Raw genomic sequence first — 21509 nt, 5'->3', positions numbered from 1 at the left:
GCCTCAGCCGATACGGATCTTGGTGTCGGAAACGAATTGGAACACCGGCACCGCCATGTTCTCGGGTGCCGGCCCCTTCCGGACGCGGCCGGCGGTGTCGTATTGCGAACCATGGCAGGGGCAGAACCAGCCGTCGAAATCGCCTTCCTGGCCATGCGGGATGCAGCCGAGATGGGTGCAGACCTGGATCATCACCACCCAGGCTTCCTTGCCCGGCATAGTTCGATTGGCGGCGGTTGCCGGCGCATCGGCCGGCAGGTTGGCGTTGCGGGCAATTGGATCTTTGAGTTCGGCGAGACTGACTGCCTGGCCGTCCTTCCTCTCTTTTTCGGTGCGGTTGCGCACGACAACCGGCTTGCCGTGCCAGTCGACGATCAGCGACGTTCCCGGCGTCAGCGAGGAGACGTCGACCTCGATCGCGGCGGGCGCCTCGACGCGCAATGTGTGCTCGGCTGTGGAGGTTTCGGAAAGGTCGGCCATGATGGCGACTCCTATTGTCGGAAGCTGCGTCATCGCGTTGGTGGCAATCGAGCAAAAGTCAGACCACGGCTTTCGCGTTTCCAGTCTGCTCGTGCCGCGCGGAATATGCCGGCCGTGGCCGGGTGTGAGCCATCGTGCCAACGGCACGTGCGTCCAATACTTTCGTTTAGGATTTCCTGAGCGAAGGACTGGCCGGGCTGGCGATGATGCCATCATGGAAGGTTCTGGATTCCTCCAGATAACCGTTGGCCGCTGAGCTGGCATACGTCCCGGCATTGCGCACGGCGATCCCGAACTTCAGTCCGACCATACCTCGGCATAGGCACGTCTAGCTGTCGGTGTCGTAGTCGTCGTCTCCGCCAAGTGCGAGTTTCTGGAGCGGTTGTCTCGCGTGGCGCGGGGCAGGTTTTCCGCTCGGCGACGACCAATTGCGGGATTCAATCGGGTTCAGAAAAGGGAAAAGCGGTGAAACTCTACTACAGCCCTCTCGCCTGCAGCCTGGCGGACCACATCGCTCTGGAAGAGGCCGGTGTTTCCTTCGAGCGCGAAAGTGTGAACCTCAAGACCAAACGGACAGGCTCCGGGGATGATTTCACTACCGTCACGCGCAAGGGCTATGTTCCAGCCCTCGTGCTGGATAGCGGCGAAACGCTGACGGAAAATATCGCCGTCCTCGACTGGATTGCGTCGCAATACCCGCCACTGGCAGTGGCGGGGCCGTTGGGCCGTACCCGCCTTCTCGAAGCGCTGACCTACGTCTCAACTGAAATACACCGAAGCTTCAAGCCGATGTGGCACCAAAGCAGCGATGCCGAAAAGGCCAGGGCGAGCGCGACGATTACGAGCCAACTCGAGTTCTTCGCTGACGGGCTCGAGACCGACTATCTGTTCGGCGACAAACCCAGCGTCGCGGATTTTTATCTTTTCGTGATGCTGCTTTGGGCGGCCCGCTTCCACGTCCCTGTTCCCGCGCCTTTGCAAGCCCTTCGCGTCCGAATGGCTGCCCGACCGGCCGTGCGCATCGCAATGGATCGTGAGGGCCTCGTCTGAAGCCGAGGGCGACTTCGAGCATAAGACCAGATGCAACATGTCCTCTCGCCCAAACAGAAGATCAGGAGTCATTCTCATGCTGCCGTTCCTGCGGATGCTACATCTACATCCAGCCGCTTCCAAGCGCGGGGACGGCCTAAGTCTCGAATTTCTGAGGAGGGAAATCGAGGAAACGCTTGACCTGACCGGCATTCAATCAGAGTTCGCCGCACTGCCTCCTGGCCGAGTGTTACAGTGGTTGGTCCGCCGCCCGCAGTCACCATCGAAATAGGCAACATTTCCTGTCGGCCGATGCGGCGGCCGGTCTAGTTGTTCCCGCTTGTTGGTCATCATAGAGGCTTCATCATGAATGCGAGTAAGGCTCCCGACACGGTCGATCATCGCCGCCGGCGCATTGTCGGTGCGACAGCAATGACGTTCGCCGCCACCGAACTCGGCTTGAGCGCGCCGGCAGCCACTTGGATGGTCGAGGCGAGGGCGTCCGCGACGCAAGCCAGGCCGGAATCATTCGGCTCGCTCAGACAGGTCAATGCCGGAAAACTGAGCGTCGGATATGCGGAGCTGGGGCCTGCCGAAGGTGCTCCAGTGATCCTGCTTCATGGCTGGCCCTATGACATTCACACCTACACCGACGCCGCTCCTCTGCTTGCCGCAAAGGGGTACCGCATGATTGTGCCCTACCTGCGCGGCTACGGCACCACACGATTCTTGTCGGACGAGACGATGCGCAATGGCCAGCAGTCGGCGCTCGCCGCGGATACGATCGCCCTGATGGATGCGCTGGGGATCGAAAAGGCCACGATCGCCGGCTGCGACTGGGGCGCCCGAACGGCCAATGTCGTTGCCGCGCTCTGGCCTGAGCGTTGCAAGGCGATCGTCTCGGTGAGCGGCTATCTCATCGGAAATCAGCGCGTCGGCATGGTGCCGCTGGCACCGGAGGCGGAGCTTCAATGGTGGTATCAGTATTACTTCGCCACGGATCGCGGCCGCGCCGGCTACGAGAAATACACGGGCGATTTCGCCAAACTCATCTGGCAACTCGCTTCGCCGCGGTGGAATTTCGACGATGACATCTTCCAGCGCAGCGCCGCAGCACTGGACAACCCGGATCACGTCAGCATCGTCATTCACAATTACCGCTGGAGGCTCGGCCTGGCACAGGGCGAGCCGGAATATGACCTTCTGGAAAACCGGCTGGCCGAAGCTCCCGTGATCACAGTGCCGACCATTACCCTTGAGGGTGATGCCAATGGCGCACCCCATCCCGACAGCAGTTCCTACGCCAAGAAATTCTCGGGCAGATACACGCACCGGATCATCACCGGCGGTATCGGCCACAACTTGCCTCAAGAAGCCCCGCAAGCCTTTGCCCAGGCTGTCATCGACGTCGGCGAATACTGATCAAAATCCATGACGTGCCCCGACCGTAAGGAATAAAACGGGAAGAGTCCTGGTTCTCGGCACAGCCTCCGGTCCGCTTAGGCGAGAACAGCTCTCCCGCCGACCCAGACTGACGCGATGTTGGCCCTGGAAGCGGAGTAGACGATCTTCTGAAGGATGCCGTCGCCGTCGTCGAGTTCGTCCCACAGGTGAATTGTGCCTCTGGGCGCGGCGGTGTCGACCAGGATCGCATCGAAATGGTAGCCAGGCGAGAATCGCAAGCCGAGTGCCGCGCCACCGCCTGCCGTCGCCAGGTGGAAGGACTCGCGAAAGTCGACGCGTGCTGTTCCGGCCGTGCCGCGCGTCTCGGCCGCTAGCGCCGGGTCGGTGCCGGTTTCCAGCATGCGCGACGACATGACCGTCGCGCGCATCGCATCGAACATCGAGGCGCTCGGTCCCCCGGAAATGTCGGTGCCGAGCCCGACCTTGACACCCTTCTCGAGGGCCGCCCTCAACGGGAACACGGCGCCTGCGAAGTAGGCGTTGGAGACGGCGCAGTGCGCCACGGCCGCCTTGCGCACGCGGATCGTCTCCATGTCGGCAAGCGTAATGAAATTGGCGTGCGCGAGCACGCTGCCGGCGCGCAGCAGGCCAAAGCGATCAAGGCTAGACGTGTCGCTGATCCCGTGGCGCTGCAGCACGTAGCCATGCGCCCAGTCGCTCTCCGAGCAATGCGTCTGCACATGGCAGCCGCATTCCTGCGCAAGCGTGCCGAGCCCTTTGAGGGCGGCGTCGGTACAGGAGGGGATGAAGCGCGGCGTAATGACCGGCTTTACCCGTCCCGTGGCATTGTCCGGATGCCCATGCACGTAGTCGATCAGAGCGCGCGTGCCATCGATGGCCGCGTCCGCCGAGGTATCGCGATAGTAGGCCGGGCACTCGTCGGGATTGTCCATCGCCACTTTGCCGACCAGCGCACGTTGCCCCCGTTCGAGGCAAATGTCGACGAGCAGCCTTGTCGCGTCGTGGTGGATGGTTGCGAAGTAGAGCGCTGTGGTCGTGCCATTAGCGATCAGGTCGTCGACCAGCAGGCCGTAGCTGCGCCGCGCGAAGGCGAGATCGGCGTAGCGCGCCTCCAGGGGAAACGTGTGTTTGTGGAGCCAGGCCTCGAGCGGCACGTCCAGCGCCCTGCCGAGCTGCGGATATTGCGGCGCGTGCACGTGAAGATCGACGAAGCCGGGCAGCAGATAACTCTGCGCCGGCAAGGTCGCCAGCGAACCGGTCCGGCGCGCGGCCTCCAGCGCCTCGTCATAGCCGGCATCATGCGGATGCAGCACCGAGGCGATGATGCCTGATTGATCGACTGCGATCAGGGCATGGCGCAACTCTTCCACGAGCCCGCGCTCCGGCGCGTGAAAGCCGCTGGCCAGAAGCGTCTTGCCGCTCAGGTCGCTCACCTGTCCTCCGCCGAAGAACCGCTACGCACTGCCGTCGCGAAGCGCCAGAGCGCGATTGCCCGTCCGTCGATGCCGATGACAATATCGGAAGGGCTGCCGCTCATGCGGCTTGCGCCGTCGTGCCGTAGGTGATGCCCTTCTCCTTCAGCCAGCGGCGATAGGCGATCGACGAGCCGTCGGCCCGCGTCGGGATTTCCGCGCGCGGCTCGAGCGGCAACAGAAGTGGCCGCTGGTTCTCCAGGATGATGCGGTCCTGCAGGAAGATGAGCTGCTGGAACTGCACAAGTTCGGTCGTGGTCGATACGTCGTCGATCAGGAACATGACGGGGTGCGCGCGGCAGCGGTCCGGATCGAGGGGCTGCACGAACAAACAGATCACGTCCCACCGGGTAGCCGAGTTGGGGCAGGTCTTGTAGAGCATCACCGCGAAAGGATTGGCGACCCGGTACATGTATTGGGTCATGATGCCACCGGTCGCCGAGAGTGCTGCCTGCGGCTGGAAGAATTCGCAGTTGGTCGCCCACACCTCATCCACGTCGCGGCGGATTTCGGTTGTGTAATGCCGCACTTCCGTGTGCGGCTCGGCGCCCAATATGCCGGTATGGACGAAGGGGAAATGCGCCATGTCGAGGAAATTCTCGACGATGCGCAGGGCGGACGCCTTTACCGCGATCGCTCCGCAAACGACAGGCCGGCGGTCGTCCTCATAGGCCTCCGGGATCGACAGCACATCGCCGGCCGGCATGCCGAGCGTGATCCATAGATAGCCGTAGCGTTCCCTGGCCGGGACTTGGCTGCCGTCGCCGGCACGCGACACATTGACCGCGCCTGCCGTATCGCGGGCTACCAACAGATCGATGCCCAGAAGCCGGTTCGGCATCGTGCCGACCGGAATCTCGTTCAGCGCGTCAATGCAATACCATTGGTCGAGGGCCGCCTGCTCCGCAGCTCGCCTAATGGTCATTGTTGCGTCCTTCCTGTGCTATCTCACTGCCGATAGATGCGGTCCATCACGGCCCGGTGGTCGGCCATCGCCGCCTCGACATCGAAAGAGGCGAAGTCGCCTCTCGCGACAATCTGCCGGCCGTTGATGTAGGAATAGTCGACCTTGAAGGGTCCGCAAAGCACCAGCGCGGCGAGCGGGTCGCGCTCGGTGCCGGAAAGGCCGAGTTGGCTGCGTTTGACCGCGATGAAGTCGGCGCACATGCCGGGCGCGAGATGGCCGATGTCATTGCGGCCGAGCAGGGCAGCGCCGCCGCGCGTCGCCATTTCGAGGGCCTCGCGCGCGGACAGCGCCGTCGGCGTGCCGCCGAAACCGCCGCGGCCGCCGGGCTTTTCGGAGAGGTAGTGGTGCGGCGCGACACGCTGAAGCATCAGCGCCAGCCGCGCTTCCATGAACAGGTTCGACGTGTCGTTCGAGGCCGAGCCGTCGACGCCAAGGCCGACCTTCACGCCCTTGTCGAGCATCTCTCGGATCTTCGCGATGCCCTGGCCGCAGCGCATGTTAGCCGACGGGCAATGGGCGACCCCGGTGCCGGTTTCGGCGAAGCGGTCGATCTCGTCGCTGGTCATGAAAATCGAGTGGGCGAACCAGACGTCGTCACCGAGCCAGCCGACGGATTCGGCGAACTCGACCGGCCGTTTGCCATAGATTTCGAGGCAGTACTTCTCCTCGAAAAGCTCTTCGGCAAGGTGCGAATGCAGGTTCACGCCCTTGTGGCTGCGCGCCAGTGATGCCGCATCGCGCATCAACTCCGGAGTCACCGAGAACGGCGAGCAAGGAGCCAGGATGATTCGGCTCATTGAATGCCGCGACGCGTCGTGATAGCCGCCGATCAGCCGTTCGGCATCCTTCAGGATATCCTCTTCCTTTTCGACGCAGCGATCCGGCGGCAAGCCGCCCTGGCTTTCGCCGCGCGACATGGCTCCACGCGCAGCGTGGAAACGCAGACCGATATCGCGGGCCGCACCGATCGTCGCGTCGAGCGTGCAGTTGTTGGGCAAGATGTAGAGGTGATCGGAGCTGGTCGTGCAGCCCGAATGGATAAGCTCGGCCATCGCTACGCGCGCCGAGACACCTATCGCATCGTCGTCGAGCTCGGCCCAGATCGGATAGAGCGTCTTCAGCCAGACAAGCAGCTCGTCGTTCTGAGCCATCACGCGGGTGAGGTTCTGGTACATATGATGATGCGTGTTCACCATGCCCGGCATGACGACATGGCCCGATAGGTCGAGCACCTCGTCGGCACTGGAGGCACTGAGTTCCGCGGTGGTGCCGACCGCTTCGATGACGTTGTCGTCGATCAACAAGGCGCCGTCGGAAATCTCGCGGCGCGTACCATCGAAGGTGGCGAGCAGATCGATGTTCTTGACAAGCAGGCGGGGCATGACGGTCTCAACGCATGTCGCGGAAATAGGGTTCGCCGAGAGCAGCCGGCGCGGCCATTACCCGGCGCATGCGCTGCCAGGCAAGCACCGGCACGATGATCAGGGCGATCGTGCCGAGATAGGGCAGCATCGACAGGATCGGCGCCGCGATCGGCCAGTTGCGTGCTTGGCCGACGAAGCCGAGCGAGGTGATGAGACCGAACAGCAGAGCGGCCAGCACGGCGTTGAGGGGCCGGTAGCCTGCGAAGATGACGAGAGAGACGGCAATCCAGCCGCGGCCGGCCACGACGCCTTCCGACCAGGAGGGAACGAAGGCAAGCGTGAGGTAAGCGCCGGCGCCGGCCGCCAGCGCCGAGCCCGCGGCGACATACCAGAAGCGGATGCTTTGCACCGAAATACCGGCGGCGTCGGCTGCCGCGGGGTTTTCGCCCACCGCGCGCATGTTCAGCCCGTGGCGCGTGCGGAACATGATGTAGTGCAGCACAACCGGCAGGACGATGTAGATCAGGTAGACAAGGATGTTCTGCGTGAAGATCGCGCGACCGAGCAGCGGGATGTCGCTAAGATAGGGAATAGCGATCGGCGCGAAGGTCGCCGGCGCCGGCATGCCGGAATAGGCGCGACCGATCGTTGCGGCCATGCCGGTGCCCATCAGCGTCAGCGCCAGGCCGCACAACACCTGGTTCGCTTTAACGACGACGGTGCCAAGAGCGAAGACGCAGCCAACGAGGAAACCGACGGCAAGCGCAAGGACGAAGCCGAGCATAGGGTGCGGCGTGGCGACGACGACCGCGATGCCAGTGATTGCACCGAGCGCCATAAGCCCTTCGACCCCGAGATTGACGACGCCGGCGCGCTCGGAGAGCGTCTCGCCCAGCGCCGCCAGCGCCAGCACGCCGCCGGCGAGAATGGAGGTCTGTATCAGTCCAGCGATCATGTCCATGGGTGTTTCCTCAGCTCGCGACCGGTTCGGTCCGCGTGATGCGGTAGTGAGCGAGTTCGTTGCCGATCGCCGTGAAGAACAGGATCAGTCCGGTGATGGCGAGCACGGCCGATACGGTGATGCCTTGCGTCTGCAGGATGATGCCCGAATTCAGGATGACGCCCATCAAAGCCGCGCCTGCGAGCACGCCAAGTGAGGAACCGCGCGCCAGCACCGCGACCATGATGCCGAGATAGCCGAAATTGTTGGAGATGCCGCCCTGCAGGCGATGCACCGTGCCAGCTACTTCCAGCATACCGGCGATGCCGGCGATCGCTCCCGACATCAGCAGGACGACGATCAGGCGGCGGCGGAACGGCATGCCCGCATAAAGCGCTGCGCTTGGATTCGACCCAGCGATCCTTACCTCGTAGCCCCAGCGCGTGTAGTTGAGCAGTCCTGCGATGACAAAGGTGAGCAGGATCGCCAGCGGGAAACCGTAGTGTACGATACCCCAGAATTCAGGCACATCATGCGGCAGACGTGCGGTGGTCGCGAGCGCATGGCCGCTCGGGTCGAGCCATGGGCCGGTGGCGACGTAATAAACCATCAGCGTCGCCACGAAATTCAGAAGCAGGGTGGTGATGAGTTCGCTGACATCGGCGTAGGCGCGCGCCAGCGTCGGCACCAGTATCCAGAGCAGCCCGCCGAGCGCGCCAGCGGTGAACATAACAGGCAGGATCAGCCAGGTCGGGCCGGGAATGAACAGCGCGACCGCCGTGGCGCTGAAGGCGCCGGCATAGAATTGGCCCTCCGCGCCGATGTTCCAGGCGCCGATTCTCAGCGCTACCCAGACCGACAGGCCGGTCAGGATCAGGGGAGTGACCAGAAGTCCGACGTCTTCCAGCCCGAAGCTCGAGCCAAAAGTCGAGCTGAGCACCTCCCAGGCGAGTTCGACGGGAGCATTGCCGCGAGCGGCCAGAACCAGGCCGGCGACCCCCAGCGCCAGCACGATCGCCAGGGCACGTGCCGCAAAGGCAACGGAGGGCTGCGCGGATGGAACGCGCTGGAGCTTGATCGCCAAGGTCAGTGCTTCCCGGCAGCGGCCTGGGCGCCAGCACTGGACCGCATCTGCCCGCCCATCATCAGGCCGATTTCCTCGATGTCGGTGGAGGCAGTCTCCACCGCGCCCATGATCCTGCCATGGAACATCACGGCGATGCGATCCGACAGGTTGAACAGCTCTTCCAGCTCCTCGGAAATGAAGAGCACACCGACGCCGGCATCGCGCAATTCGACGAGATAGTGCATCATCGTGTTGATCGCTCCGACATCGAGGCCACGGCTCGGATAGGCGGCGATCAGAACCCTGCTTGCGATGCGCATCTCGCGGCGTGCGACGAGGCGCTGCTGATTACCGCCGGAAAGGTTGCGCATGGGCATGCCGAAATTGGGCACCGCAACGGATGCCGCTTCGGCGATCGTGCGCGCAAGAGCAGCCGCTAGGCGCGGTCGGAACGCGAAGCCCTTTGAAACAGGCGCCGACGCATATTCGCGGATTATGGCGTTGTCGGTGATTGAAAGCGCCGGCGCCAGGCCGCTGTGCAGCCGGTCTTCGGGAATGTGGCCGACGCCGAACTTCGCGTAATCGACCGCGCCGGCGGTCGTGACGCCCTTTCCGCCGAGCAGTATCTGGCCCGAGTGGATCGGCCGCAAGCCGGTGACGACCTGGGTCAGCTCCTTCTGGCCGTTGCCGGCCACACCGGCGATGCCGAGAATCTCGCCGGCATGGATGTCGAGCGAAACCTCGTCGAGAAGGATGCCGCCCACGTCGTCACGCGCGACGACGGATTTGAGGCTGAGCACCGGCTCGGCGGAGATGCCGGCCGCGCCTGGCTGCCTGGCACGCAGATTGCTGAGCACGATCTCACGGCCAACCATCAGGCGCGCCAGCATCTTCTCGCCGCAGTCCGCGGTATTTTCGGTGGCCACCTTGCGGCCGCCGCGCAGCACGGTGATGCGGTCTGATATTTCCAGGACCTCGTCGAGCTTGTGGCTGATGAAGATCACCGCATTGCCCCGGGACACGAACTGCTTGAGCGCCTTGAAGAGCTCGCGCGCTTCCGCCGGAGTAAGCACTGCAGTCGGCTCGTCGAGGATCAGAACACGGGCATTGCGCGCGAGCACGCGTAGGATTTCCACGCGCTGCTGCTCGCCGGTCGAAAGATCGGCGACGCGCGCGGATGGCCGTACCGCGAGGTTCAGCTTCTCGGCCAGTGCGGCAGTCCGCGCCTCGAGCACCGACGAGCCAATACGCTTGGGCGTTTCGGACCAGCCGAGATGAATATTCTCGGCGACCGTGAAGGCGGTCACCAGCTTGAAATGCTGGTGGACCATGCCAATACCGGCGGAGATTGCATCGACGGGAGATGCGAAACGCTTGGCATAGCCGTCGACGACGATCTCACCGGCATCCGGCTGATAGATGCCGGTGAGGATGTTCATCAAGGTCGATTTGCCGGCGCCATTCTCGCCGAGCAAGGCGTGGATCTCCCCCGGCATCACGTCCAGGTCGACGTCCTGGTTGGCAACGACGCCGGGGAAATATTTGCTGATGCCCTTGAGCAGCACGAGCGGCGGCGCGCCGGAGCCAGGCTCGTAACGTCCCGGGGAGGTGGACGGCACCTCCATGCCGCCGTAGCGGTGCTCGCTCGAAGCATGATGAACTGGAACAAAATCATTCATCCCGCTTAGCTCTTTGCCTTCTGCCGCATAGTCTATCCGAAAACTCTGCAATCTTTCAGGATTACGCTTGGAGGCCGCTGACGCCTTCGATCGACCAATCCCAGTTGTAGAGTTCCTCTTCGGTCATGCGATGGCCGGCAGCCACCTTGACGTTGCCCTTGGTGTCCTTGATCTCGCCCTCGAACGGGCTCCAGCCGCCGAGAATCTTGTCGCGCACGGCATCGGCCTGCTTTGCGACTTCGGTGGGCACCGTCTCGCCCCAGGCATCGCGGTCGATACCGCCGCCCATCGGCAGGATGGTCTGCGATGGCGTCCACTTGCCTTCGAGGCGCAGGCGCACCTGGTCGACATAGAATTTCTTGAAGTCGATTGCGATCGAGGAGACGTAGGCCTTCGGCCCGTAGCGGCGGATGTCGGTATTCCACATCACGGCCTTCGCGCCGCGCTGCTCGGCCACCTGCAGATAGCCTGCTTCGTCCATGATGCCGAACAGAAGGTCGGCGCCGTTGTCGATGAGCGCGGTGCCGGCCTGGGTGGCAGCCTGCGGATCGAACCACGAGTTGATGACGATGGTCTGCATCGTGGCGTTGGGATTGACCGAACGGGCGCCCATCAGGAAGGCATTGGTGCCGGAAAAGACCGACGGAACAGGGAAGGAGGCGACGTAGCCGAGCTTGCCGCTCTTGCTCATCAGGCCCGCGGCGACACCGGTGACGTAGGTCGGGTACCAGTGGGCGAGATAGTAGGTCGAGAGATTTTCGAGCGGGTTGCGGCCATCGCATTCATAGAAGGCGACGTCCGGCGAACGCTTGGCCACGTCGTAGAGGAAGTCGCCATAGTTGGAGGTGGCAAACACCATGTTGGCACCTTCCGAGACGAACTGGCGGAAGGTGCGGGTCGCGTCGGCCGAATAGGGGATGCTTTCGACGAACAGCGTCTTCAGCTTCGGGAACGCTTCCTGCACGGCCTTCATGCCCTGGTCGTGGCTCCAGGTCCAGCCTTCATCGGTCACCGGACCGGTGTGGCCGAAGGCGATGACCGCGTTTTCCTCGGCGACGGCGGCGAGCGGCGTCTGTGCATTGGCGGGCGTGATAAGGCCGGATTTCGGCAGGAGCAGCGAGGCGCCGGCCGCGGCGCCCATGTTGAGGAAGCCTCGGCGGGAGAGATTGCGCAGGTCGATCATGCTTCGGTCCTTTGTTCCGTGTCGTGTTCAGTTCGGGAGAGACAGTTCGGTTTCCATGAGGCGGTCGATTTCTGCCGACCAGTCGGCCGACCATGCCTGCTTGATGTCGTCATCGAGCCATGCTGCGGACAGGCCAGCCAGCGCGATCCGCTTCAGTGCCGACGGCCCGAGCGCAAAATTTTCGGCGATCAGCGCGTATTCGCGGTCGAGCGTCGTGGCGAACATGGGCGGATCGTCGGAGTGGATCGTCACGGTAAGCCCGGCCTCGATCATGCGGCGGATCGCGTGGTCGGGCGCGGCGAGGTCACGCCAGACGGTGGTGGCCAGCGTCGTGCTCGGACAGCAGGTGAAGACGATGCCCATCTCCTTGCACTGCTCCATCAGCGCCGGATCGTCGACGACATGGTAGCCGTGGTCGACCCGTCTCAGGCCGAGGACGTCGACGGTATCGCGGACATAGTCCGCCGGGCCATCCTCGCCCGCATGGTTGGTGACATTGAGCCCGGCAGCCCGCGCTCGCTCGACGATGCGCGCAAACATCGGCGGCGGGTTCGGGCGTTCGTCGTAATCGAAGCCGATGCCGATCACCTCAGCCGGGCGCTCGGCCAGAACCATGTCCAGGAAGCGCTCGCCACCTGCCGCGCCGAGCGGCTTCGCATGCGCCGGTATCAGCTTTGCCATAAGCCCATAGCGCTCCTTTGCGCGGTGAAAGCCGTCGAGGATGCCTTCGAGCATAGTCGAATAGGCCACGCCATGAGCCAGATGCGCATGCGGGCTGAAGAACAGTTCGACGTAGCGCGCACCGGCTTTAGCGCAGCGCTCCAGTGCCTCGAAGGTGATGCGAGAGAAATCGTCCGCAGTCCGGATCGAGGCGCAAACCAGATCGTAAATCTTCAGGAAATCCAGCAGGTTGCCGTAGCTGTAGAGCTCCGATGTCAGTCTGCCGTCCGGCAGCGGCACCGCGTTCAGCGCCGCCAGCTCGGCGAATGTCTCCGCGGATACGGCGCCCTCGAGGTGCAAGTGCAACTCGACCTTCGGCATGAGCTGAATGAAACTTGACAACGACATCGACGCTCACTCGCCCGGATCGGCAACCCCAAAGCCGTACCTGGTTTTCTTGGGCGACGGACGGCTGCCGAGTTGTTCGATAATCGCGGCTTTTTCCAACTGTCCGATCACCTGATACGCAACAGATGTCAGGGAAACGGGGCTTGCACAAGCCAAAAAATGATGCCTAACTAGACACATTCTAAAACTGCTTAAAAAATGTGCAGGCCGGGAGAAATATAGGCATGAAGCACCTACGGGAAGCGCAGAACCCTGCGCCTCCGCCTCAAACAACGCGCCTGCGCTTCATCGGCCGACTGGTGTCGTCGAGCTTTGGCGAGTTCGCCGACAGGCGTGCCGCTCGGCTCAATCTCGATCTGCTGGTGCACGAAGCCGCGGACGATTTTTTTGTCGTCCAGGTTTCGGGCCAGCCCGATCTCATCGATGCCTTCGAGATGGCATGTAGCTTGGGGCCAATCGACTGTCTGGTGATGGACTGCGAACGGGCCGAAATTTGGGAATATTCCAGAGGGAAAGACGCAGAATGACGATACGGGCTGGATGGCACCCAGTGGCGCTGTCGGGATCGATCGAGCCGGGCAGTTCGGCCGGAATCCGCCTTGGCGGAAACGAGCTGGTGGTGTGGCGCGACAACAGTGGCGCAGCGCATGTGTGGGAGGATCGCTGCCCGCATCGCGGTATGAAGCTGAGCTTCGGTTTTGTCCGCGGCGATCATATTGCCTGTCTTTATCACGGCTGGCAGTACGATGCGGCCGGCCAATGCCGATACATTCCGGCCCACCCCGATCTCAGGGTGCCGGCGTCCATTACCGTGTCTGCCCACAGATCGGCCGAGGCGGCTGGGATAGTCTGGACGGCACTGGATCCGGCAGCAGCATTACCCGAACTGCCTGCCTTGCCAGAGGAGGTGGTGCCGGTCCGCAGCCTGTATCTCGACAGTCCCGCCGCAATGGTGATCGATGTCGTGGGGGCCATGCCGCCCAGGCCCTTCTCCCGCGGATCCGGGCTCGCTGATCTGAAGGCGCTGAGCGGGATGCTGTTCAGCCTGACGGTCGGCGAAGACACGTTGCTTCTTGGCCTGCAGGAACTGACCGACAAACGATCGGCCCTGCACGTCGTGATTGACGGACCGGCAGCCAAGTATGCCGGCAAGGGGCAGAAGCATTTCTTCGCTTGGACGAGCGAGCTGCGTCATCATCTCGAGACCGGGCGTACCGGCGCGACCTCGACGACGCGGGCTGCATGATGGCGAGGATCACGCTCTACAACTACGAGCTGGACGAAAACTGCTACAAGGTGCGGCTGGCGCTTTCCATGCTCGGCCTGGAATGGCAGACCGTTGCAGTCGATGCATTTCCGGGGGCGGAGCAGAAGACGCCGCCATTCCTGGCCATGAACCCGGCGGGCAGCCTGCCCATTCTCCGCGACGACGAGGTGACGATGTTCGGCGCCGAGTCCATCATCGTCCATCTGGCGCGCAGCCACGATTCAACGGGTGCATGGCTGCCGGCGGATGGTTCGGATTTCGCCAAGGTGATGCAGTGGCTTTTCTTCGCGGCCGGCGATCTCGGCGTTGCCAGCGCCGCGCGCCGCCATGCCATGTTCGGCGCCGGCGGCGACGAGGCTGCGCTGCGGGCCGGTGCCGCGCACGCACTCCGCGCCATGGACGACCATATGACCGCGCGGGGTTTCGAGAAGAAAGAATGGTTCGCTGCGGACCGCCCGACCATCGCCGACATCGCGCTTTTTCCGGCGTTTGCGCTGAGCCGCGATTTCGGCGTCGATCATGACGAGTATCCGGCGCTGCGCCGCTGGGTGCGTCGCTTCCGCGCGGTTCCCGGCTTCACGACCATGCCGGGCATCCCCGATTACCATTGACGCCCAACATTCGACGAGAACGAGGCAAGCAACAGAATGACCTCTCTCACGCGCTTTTCCGTCCAGCCGCTCTCGTCCATGACCCGGCGGCTGGCCGGCGTCGCTTCCGGGCGAGCCGATCCCGATCTGGTCATTGCCGGCGCACGCGTGTTGTCGACCTATTCGGAGCGCGTGCTTCCAGGCCGCGAGATCTGGTTGTCGGGAGGGCGGATCGCCGCTGTGAAGCCGGCCGGCACTTATGAGGGTGGCAGCGCCAGGATATATGACGCCAGGGGCGGCATCGTCGCCCCCGGCCTGGTCGATCCGCACATCCACATCGAATCCTCGATGGTGACGGCCTGCGCCTATGCCGAGGCGGCGCTGCTCAACGGCACCACGACCCTCTTCTGCGACAGCCACGAGATCGGCAACGTCATGGACGTTGCTGGCATCGAGGCGATGCTGGAGGACGCGCGCCTGGCGCCGTTGTCCATTTTCCTGACGGTTCCGAGCACCGTCCCGGCAACTTCGCCGTTGCTGGAAACGGCCGGTGGCGACCTGACAACCGAGAAGATCGGCGCATTGTTCGACAAATGGCCGGAAGCCGTGGCGCTAGGCGAGAAGATGGATTTCGTGCCAGTGGCTATGGGCGATGAACGCAGCCATGCCATCCTCGCTGCGGCGCTGAGACGCGGCCGCCCGGTGTCGGGACACGTCTATGGACGCGAATTCGTGTCGGCCTATGCGGCCTCCGGCGTCACCGATACCCATGAGGCGATCGACCGCGAGATCGCCGACGACATGCTCGAAGCCGGCATCTGGCTGTTCCTGCGTGGCGGCCCGCCGACGACACCGTGGCACAGCCTGCCCGCAGCGATCAAGACGATTACGGAACTCGGAGCCTCGCATAAGCGCATCGCGGTCTGCACCGACGACCGCGATGCTGACGACCTGATGCTCTTCGGCCTGGACTGGGTGACGCGCGAGGCGATGAAGGCCGGCATGACGCCGGAGCAGGCCTGGTCGATGGGCTCGCTGCATGGCGCGACGCGCTTTGCAATGGAAGGCGAAATCGGAGGCCTCGGTGGTGGCCGCCGTGCCGACCTGGTGCTGCTCGACGACGGCTTCGATCCGGTCAGCACGTGGTATGGCGGCGAACTCGTCGTCGATGACGGCAGGATCACGCCGCTGCTCGACCAGGCCCTCTCGACCCGCTACCGCTATCCGGACACGGCCTACCACACAGTGAAGCTGCCGAAGCAGATCAAGCTGACGCCGGACCTGCCAACCGCCAAGGTGGTGGCGCATACCATCCGCACCGAACTGCCGGGGATCACGCTCGGCCACCAGAAGATCACGCTCGATCCGTCCAACGACTGGCAGAACCATTTCGACCGCCACGGCCTGTGCTTCGTCACTGTGGTCGAGCGCCATGGCAAGTCGGACGGCAACGTCGCCTACGGGCTGCTCAGCAATTTCACGCTGCGACGCGGCGCCGTCGCATCGTCTGTCGGTCACGACAGCCACAACATCATCATCGCCGGCCTCAACGAGGCCGACATGCAGGTGGCGCTGCGGGCGATCGAGGAAACGCAAGGCGGCGTCTGTGTCGTCGTCGACGGCAAAGTGACTGCCATGGTTGAACTGCCGATCGCCGGCCTTTTGTCCGACAAGCGCGTCACTGAGGTCGCGGAGGAGGTGAAGATCCTCAAACGGGAATGGGAGGCGGCCGGCTGCTGCATTCCCTATATGGGCTTCAACCTCATCCCGCTCTCGGTCATCCCCGAAATCCGTATCACCGACAAAGGTCTCGTGCTGGTGCCGGAAATGGAGATCGTCCCCGCCTTTGAGGCCGCCTGAGTGGATCCCTTCCGACTTGGGCTGGTCTCACCGCGCATCCATTATTTCCAAATGGTCGCGCGGCTGGGCTCGGTTCGCCAGACCGCGCAGGCGCTCAACGTGGCGCCATCCTCCATCAGTCGCGTCATCAAGGGCCTGGAGGACGAACTGGGCACGCCGCTCTTCGAGCGTGTGCGCCAGCGACTGAAACTGACCAGCGCAGGCGAGCTTCTGCTCTACCACGCGCGTCAGAGCATCACCGAGTTGGCGCGCGCCTCGTCCGAGATCAATGATCTCAGTGGCCTCAACCGCGGCTCGTTGTCCGTGGCGATCGTGGAGAGCGCGGCGCGCGGGCTGGTGCCGAACGCGCTGAAGGAATTCTGGAAGCGCCACCCGCAGATATCGGTCGATGTGCATGTCGCCGGGTCGCAGCGCGCCTGCGATGCGGTTGCCGACGGCGAATGCGATCTGGCGCTTGCTTTCGACGTGCGCGTGCCGCGCAACGTGCGCAAGATCGCGAGCACGCCTCTGCCGCTGGGCGTCGTCGCTCATCCGGGCAGCCGCCTTGCCGGCCGCAAGGAAGTGAAGCTGTTCGATCTTGCCGGCGAACAGGTCATCGTCTCGGACAACAGCCTTGCTTTGGGCATTTCGATCGACGATGCGATCGGGCGCTCCATGATCGATATCACGCGACGGTCACGGACCAACTCGATCGGACTGATGACCGAGATGGTGCGCCTCAACCTCGGCGTGGTGCTTCGCACCAAGCTCGGCATCGAGCCGGAAGTGGCTGACGGATCGCTCGTTTTCGTGCCGTTGCGCGATTCTCGCATGAACCCGCACCGACTGATGCTGCTCGCCCGACTTGAACGCGAAATGTCGGATGCGGCCTCCGCATTCGCGGCGCTGCTGGCCCGCATGGTCGAGGCGTTGCATGATTAGTTGTTGCATTTTGCGCATCGATAAAGAGAGTAATTTGTCCCTATCTCGAACAACTGAGCTTTGCGAGACTTCCCGGCCGAAGGGGATGTCATGAAGCAGAGTGCGGTCGACGCGGTCATTCGGGGGCTTAAGCGGGCGGGAGTGAGCATCGTCTGCTATCTGCCCGATTCGTTGTTCAAGGAGCTCTACCCGGCCCTTGATGCCGATCCGGATATCCGCACGATCCGCGTCACCAACGAGGGTGAGGGCGCGGCGATATGTGGCGGGGTCTTCCTGTCGGGCAAGCGCGCGGCGCTGGTCATGGAAAATTCCGGCTTGCGCGCCTCGGTCGAGCCGCTGGCCCGCATGGGCCTTGGAGCCGGCATCCCGGTCGTGATGCTGATGAGCTATCGCGGCGAGCTCGGCGAGAACAACTGGTGGGCAGTCCCGCATGGCATCACCATGGAGCCGGTGCTGAACGCGCTGCGCGTGCCATACCGGATAGTCACAGAGGAGGCGAAGATCGAGCGCGCCATCCTTGACGCCTATTCCTGGTCCTATGCGTCCTATTACCATTCGGCTGTGGCGCTCGGCGGCGAGGTGGTGCGGTGAAACGCTTCGACTGCATGAAGGCGCTCGCCGCGCGGCTGAAGGATGAGCTGGTGATCCTTTCGCTCGGCGGCAGCGTCGACGAGTGGTACAACGCCGCGCCGCATATGCGCGAGGCGAGCCTGTTCCAGCAGCAACTCGGCTGCGTCACGCCGCAGGCCTTCGGGCTCGCCGCCGGCCTGCCGCACCGCCGCGTCATTTCGCTTGATACGGATGGCGGCCTGCTCTTCAACCTGGGCATTCTGGCCACGCTCGGAAACGAGCAGCCGAAGAACCTCTTCGTCGTGGTCTGGGACAATGAGTGCTACCAGTCGATCGGCGGCCCGCCGACCCATACGGCGCTGGGCCGCGTCGACCTTGCCGCGATCGCGCGCGGCGCCGGCGTCGAGAACGCCCATACGGCGCGCACGGTGGAGGAGTTCGACGCACATTGTGTAAGGGGGCTCGCCATGGATGCGCCCTATATCGTGGTCGCCAAGGTCTCGGGAACGGTCCAGCCGGACATCAAGCGCAAACACAGCGACGGCCGCGAGGACAAGTATATCTTCGTCCGCCATGTCGAGGCGAGCGAAGGCATCGTCATCATGGGCCCGAGCGAGCACAACTGACGAGATCATGGGCACCCTCGGACCTGTCGTCCCCCGACGCGCACTGAAACGCAGCTACGATTACGTGGTGGTCGGCTCGGGTTCCGGTGGCTGTGCGGTGACGCGGCGACTGGTCGATGCCGGCGCCGACGTCCTCCTGATCGAGGCCGGTCCGACGGGTCTTGGGTTCGAAGAGATCGAGGACCCCGGCAAGTGGGTGCCGCTTGGCCGCAGCACCTATGACTGGGGCTATGATTATGCTCCGACACCGAGGGTGAACGGGCGTACCATCGGCATCCCGCGCGGGCGCCTGCTTGGCGGCTCAAGCGCCATCAACGCGTTGATGTGGTATCGCGGCCATCCGCAAGATTACGATGCCTGGGAGGCTGGCGGCGCCAAGGGCTGGAGCTTCGCCGACGTGCTGCCCTATTTCCGGCGCTGCGAGGACTGGCGCGACGGTGCAAGCGAGTTTCGCGGAGCGGGCGGTCCGCTCCACATCGAGCGGCCGGCGGCACTGCACCCGGTCGCGCATGCGCTGATCGATGGGGCGGCCGAGATCGGCATCCCCGTAATCGACGATCCGAACGGCCCCAGCAACGAGGGGGCGGCGGCCGCGAATTTCAACATCTGCGACGGCAAGCGCTGGAGTTCGGCGACGGGCTATCTCGTGCCGATCCTGGATCACCCGATGCTGACGGTGCTGACCGGAACCGCGGCCATCGGCCTGACGGTCGAAGGCAGCCGATGCGTCGCGGTCAAGCACCTCGTCGGCGGCGAAATCTGCGAAACGCGCGCGCAAGAGAGCATCGTGCTCGCGGCCGGGGCCATCGACACGCCGCGCCTGCTGATGCTGTCGGGCATCGGCGATCCGATCGAACTGCAGCGCCTTGGCATTGCCGTCGTTCGCGCCCTGCCGGGTGTCGGCAGGAATCTTCAGGACCATCCGCTGGCGCAGGCCTGCGTCTTCCGCGCGAAACGACCGATCGGACCGATAGTGGGCAATGGCGGTGGCTCGATGGTCAACTGGAAGTCGCGGCCGGACCTGCCGCAGCCCGACCTGCATGCCTTCCCCGTCCAGGGCAACAGCGCCGAACCGGCGATCCGCGCGCGCTACGATCTATCCGGCGATGTCTTTTCCTTCGGTGCGGGCCTGATGCGCTCGAAGAGCGTCGGGCACTTGAAGTTGCTCGACGGCAAGCCCGGCGGGCCGCTCGAAATCCAACCGAACTTTCTGGCGGAACCGGAAGACCTCGACGCCATGGTCACTGCGGTCGAGATGGTGATGGAGATGGCGGCTGCAAAGGCGAACGCCGGTGTCTTCCGCAACTTTGCCGCACCTGATCGCCCACTGACCCGCACCGAGACAATCGCCTTCATCCGCGAGGCGTGCACGACGTTCTTCCACACCTGCGGAACAGCCAAGATGGGCGAGGACGCGATGGCCGTCGTCGACAGCCGTCTCGCCGTGCACGGGCTGGACGGCCTGCATGTTGCCGATGCCTCGGTGATCCCAACGATCCCGACCTGCAACACCCACGCGCCCGCCACGATGATCGGCGAGCGCGCCGCCGATTTCCTGCTCGCGGCGGCAGCTTGAGGATGTCATGACCGACGGACCGCACACGGAGTACCCGCGATGACCCAAGGCCTCATCCTCGCTGCCGACACGCTGCTCACCATGGATGAAGATAACCACGTGTTGCCTGATGGCGCCGTGCTGATCGAGGATGGTCGTATCGCTGCGGTCAGCGCACTCGCAGCATTGCGCGCTGCGTATCCGGCCGCCGCCGTCAAGAAGCTCGACAATGCGGTGCTTTTGCCCGGGCTGGTCAATGCCCATGCGCATTCCGGTTTTCTGCGCGGCACGGCGGAGCACCTGCCGGTTTGGGACTGGCTGACGCTCCATATCAATCCGATGCATCGCGTGCTGCAGCCGCACGAGGCCGAGGCGGCATCGTGGCTCTGCTACGCGGAATCCGTGCTCGGCGGCACGACCACGGTCGTCGACATGTGGCGGTTCATGGAAGGCAGCGCCAGGGCGGCCGAGGCGATCGGCAACCGCCTGGTCGCCGTGCCTTACGTCGGCGAGCATCCCGACTACAACTACTTCGACACGCTCGCCATGAACGAGGCGATGATCGAGGGCTGGCATCGCAAGGCGGGCGGCCGCATCAATGTGTGGGTCGGGCTGGAGCATCTGTTTTATGCCGACGAAACCGGCCAACGCCGGGCGATCGAACTCGCAAGGAAACACGAGACCGGCTTCCACACGCATTGCAGCGAGGCCGAGATCGAGATCGCGGAATTTAAGCGGCGCTACGGCAAACGCCCGATGTTCGCGCTGGACGACCTTGGCTTCTTCGAAACGCCGCGCGCCATGATCGCCCACGCCGTCTGGCTCGATCGGGAAGAGATCGACCTTATTTCCAAGCGCCGCGTTTCGGTGGCCCACAATCCTGTTTCCAACATGAAGCTGGCAAGCGGCATCGCGTTGGTGGCCGAGATGCTGAAGGCCGGCGTGCCTGTCGGGATCGGCACCGACGGCGAGAAGGAGAACAACAATTTCGATATGTTCGAAGAGATGAAGGTGACTTCGCTGCTGGGCAAGCTGAAGGACTTCGACGCCGCCGCCATGGATAGCTGGCAGGTGCTGCGGATGGCCACCATTCTCGGCGCCAGGGCGATCGGCCTCGACCACGAGATCGGCTCGATTGAAGTCGGCAAGCGCGCCGACATCATCGCGGTCCGCACCGATACGCCGCGCATGACGCCGGTCTTCCGCGACGGACCTTATTTCAACTTCCATCACAATCTTGTCCATGCCGTGCGCGGCAGCGACGTGTCTTTGACGATGGTCGATGGCGAGATCCTGGCCGAGGACGGCGCGCTGCGCACCGGCGACCTGCGCGAGATCATCGCCGAAATCCATCGCGTCGCGCCTGGCCTGTTCGCCCGGCGCGCCGCTTTCCTTGCCCAGAATTCCGGCGGCAGCCTGCAATGGACTCAATAGGACGGGCCTCGGT

General features: G+C 63.8%; 20 protein-coding genes. 11 read left to right on the top strand and 9 right to left on the bottom strand.

Annotated elements, in window-relative coordinates; genetic code table 11:
• Positions 1 to 3 precede the first annotated feature (3 nt).
• Positions 4 to 585, bottom strand: coding sequence for a ubiquinol-cytochrome c reductase iron-sulfur subunit (gene petA / locus NKH93_RS04215; protein ID WP_502896428.1), 582 nt, complete (start codon positions 583 to 585; stop codon positions 4 to 6).
• Positions 586 to 945: 360 nt separating this feature from the next.
• Between petA and NKH93_RS04210 the strand changes: the two genes are divergently transcribed.
• Together NKH93_RS04210 and NKH93_RS04205 are read left to right on the top strand one after the other, a co-directional pair.
• Positions 946 to 1530 carry a glutathione binding-like protein gene (locus tag NKH93_RS04210; protein WP_352502539.1) on the top strand — a complete coding sequence of 195 codons (585 nt, stop codon included), beginning with the start codon at positions 946 to 948 and terminating at the stop codon, positions 1528 to 1530.
• A 345-nt stretch (positions 1531 to 1875) separates the two neighbouring features.
• The gene (locus NKH93_RS04205) at positions 1876 to 2931 is read left to right on the top strand and encodes an alpha/beta fold hydrolase (RefSeq protein WP_352969273.1); all 1056 of its coding nucleotides are present in this window, start codon (positions 1876 to 1878) and stop codon (positions 2929 to 2931) included.
• Positions 2932 to 3008: 77 nt separating this feature from the next.
• On the opposite strand, the gene guaD is transcribed toward NKH93_RS04205, so the two are convergent.
• The 8 genes from guaD to add form a co-directional block, all read right to left on the bottom strand.
• Positions 3009 to 4367, bottom strand: coding sequence for a guanine deaminase (gene guaD, locus NKH93_RS04200; protein WP_352969271.1), 1359 nt, complete (start codon positions 4365 to 4367; stop codon positions 3009 to 3011).
• Positions 4368 to 4467: 100 nt separating this feature from the next.
• Positions 4468 to 5331 (bottom strand): aromatic ring-hydroxylating dioxygenase subunit alpha, encoded by an 864-nt coding sequence (locus tag NKH93_RS04195; RefSeq protein ID WP_352969269.1) that lies wholly within the window; start codon positions 5329 to 5331, stop codon positions 4468 to 4470.
• 23 nt (positions 5332 to 5354) lie between these two features.
• The gene (locus tag NKH93_RS04190; protein ID WP_352449823.1) at positions 5355 to 6755 is read right to left on the bottom strand and encodes an 8-oxoguanine deaminase; all 1401 of its coding nucleotides are present in this window, start codon (positions 6753 to 6755) and stop codon (positions 5355 to 5357) included.
• 7 nt (positions 6756 to 6762) lie between these two features.
• Complete coding sequence (locus NKH93_RS04185; RefSeq protein ID WP_023674225.1) at positions 6763 to 7698, bottom strand: ABC transporter permease; 936 nt, start codon at positions 7696 to 7698, stop codon at positions 6763 to 6765.
• A gap of 10 nt (positions 7699 to 7708) precedes the next feature.
• Positions 7709 to 8761 carry an ABC transporter permease gene (locus NKH93_RS04180; protein WP_502896425.1) on the bottom strand — a complete coding sequence of 351 codons (1053 nt, stop codon included), beginning with the start codon at positions 8759 to 8761 and terminating at the stop codon, positions 7709 to 7711.
• Positions 8762 to 8763: 2 nt separating this feature from the next.
• Positions 8764 to 10368 carry an ABC transporter ATP-binding protein gene (locus NKH93_RS04175; protein ID WP_352969451.1) on the bottom strand — a complete coding sequence of 535 codons (1605 nt, stop codon included), beginning with the start codon at positions 10366 to 10368 and terminating at the stop codon, positions 8764 to 8766.
• Between the two features lie 115 nt (positions 10369 to 10483).
• Positions 10484 to 11605, bottom strand: coding sequence for a BMP family ABC transporter substrate-binding protein (locus tag NKH93_RS04170; protein WP_352540084.1), 1122 nt, complete (start codon positions 11603 to 11605; stop codon positions 10484 to 10486).
• A 27-nt stretch (positions 11606 to 11632) separates the two neighbouring features.
• On the bottom strand, positions 11633 to 12673 hold the full coding sequence (gene add / locus NKH93_RS04165) for an adenosine deaminase (protein WP_352684648.1): 1041 nt from the start codon (positions 12671 to 12673) through the stop codon (positions 11633 to 11635).
• 299 nt (positions 12674 to 12972) lie between these two features.
• Here add and NKH93_RS04160 point away from each other — a divergent pair, with 299 nt between their 5' ends.
• The 9 genes from NKH93_RS04160 to NKH93_RS04120 all read left to right on the top strand — a co-directional run bounded on the left by NKH93_RS04160 (position 12973) and on the right by NKH93_RS04120 (position 21496).
• A complete protein-coding gene (locus tag NKH93_RS04160) occupies positions 12973 to 13200 on the top strand; it encodes a hypothetical protein (RefSeq protein ID WP_352502545.1) in 228 nt (75 codons plus the stop codon).
• Between the two features lie 23 nt (positions 13201 to 13223).
• Positions 13224 to 13919 (top strand): Rieske 2Fe-2S domain-containing protein, encoded by a 696-nt coding sequence (locus NKH93_RS04155; RefSeq protein WP_352969267.1) that lies wholly within the window; start codon positions 13224 to 13226, stop codon positions 13917 to 13919.
• A complete protein-coding gene (locus tag NKH93_RS04150; protein ID WP_352502547.1) occupies positions 13916 to 14551 on the top strand; it encodes a glutathione S-transferase family protein in 636 nt (211 codons plus the stop codon). The genes NKH93_RS04155 and NKH93_RS04150 overlap by 4 nt, the downstream gene beginning before the upstream one ends.
• Before the next feature lie 36 nt (positions 14552 to 14587).
• A complete protein-coding gene (locus tag NKH93_RS04145) occupies positions 14588 to 16390 on the top strand; it encodes an adenine deaminase (protein WP_352969265.1) in 1803 nt (600 codons plus the stop codon).
• Positions 16391 to 17311, top strand: a complete 921-nt coding sequence (locus NKH93_RS04140) for a LysR family transcriptional regulator (RefSeq protein WP_352470590.1) — start codon at positions 16391 to 16393, stop codon at positions 17309 to 17311.
• Between the two features lie 90 nt (positions 17312 to 17401).
• The gene (locus NKH93_RS04135) at positions 17402 to 17902 is read left to right on the top strand and encodes a thiamine pyrophosphate-binding protein (protein WP_352612499.1); all 501 of its coding nucleotides are present in this window, start codon (positions 17402 to 17404) and stop codon (positions 17900 to 17902) included.
• Complete coding sequence (locus tag NKH93_RS04130) at positions 17899 to 18507, top strand: thiamine pyrophosphate-dependent enzyme (RefSeq protein ID WP_352969263.1); 609 nt, start codon at positions 17899 to 17901, stop codon at positions 18505 to 18507. The genes NKH93_RS04135 and NKH93_RS04130 overlap by 4 nt, the downstream gene beginning before the upstream one ends.
• Before the next feature lie 7 nt (positions 18508 to 18514).
• Positions 18515 to 20083, top strand: a complete 1569-nt coding sequence (locus tag NKH93_RS04125; protein WP_352969261.1) for a GMC family oxidoreductase — start codon at positions 18515 to 18517, stop codon at positions 20081 to 20083.
• A gap of 39 nt (positions 20084 to 20122) precedes the next feature.
• Positions 20123 to 21496 carry an amidohydrolase family protein gene (locus NKH93_RS04120; protein ID WP_352969259.1) on the top strand — a complete coding sequence of 458 codons (1374 nt, stop codon included), beginning with the start codon at positions 20123 to 20125 and terminating at the stop codon, positions 21494 to 21496.
• Positions 21497 to 21509 lie beyond the last annotated feature (13 nt).

The organism is Mesorhizobium sp. M0954 (genome assembly GCF_040319155.1).
Lineage (GTDB): Bacteria > Pseudomonadota > Alphaproteobacteria > Rhizobiales > Rhizobiaceae > Mesorhizobium.
Note: the sequence above shows the minus strand (reverse complement) of the source record. Positions and strands in the feature narration are given on the sequence as shown.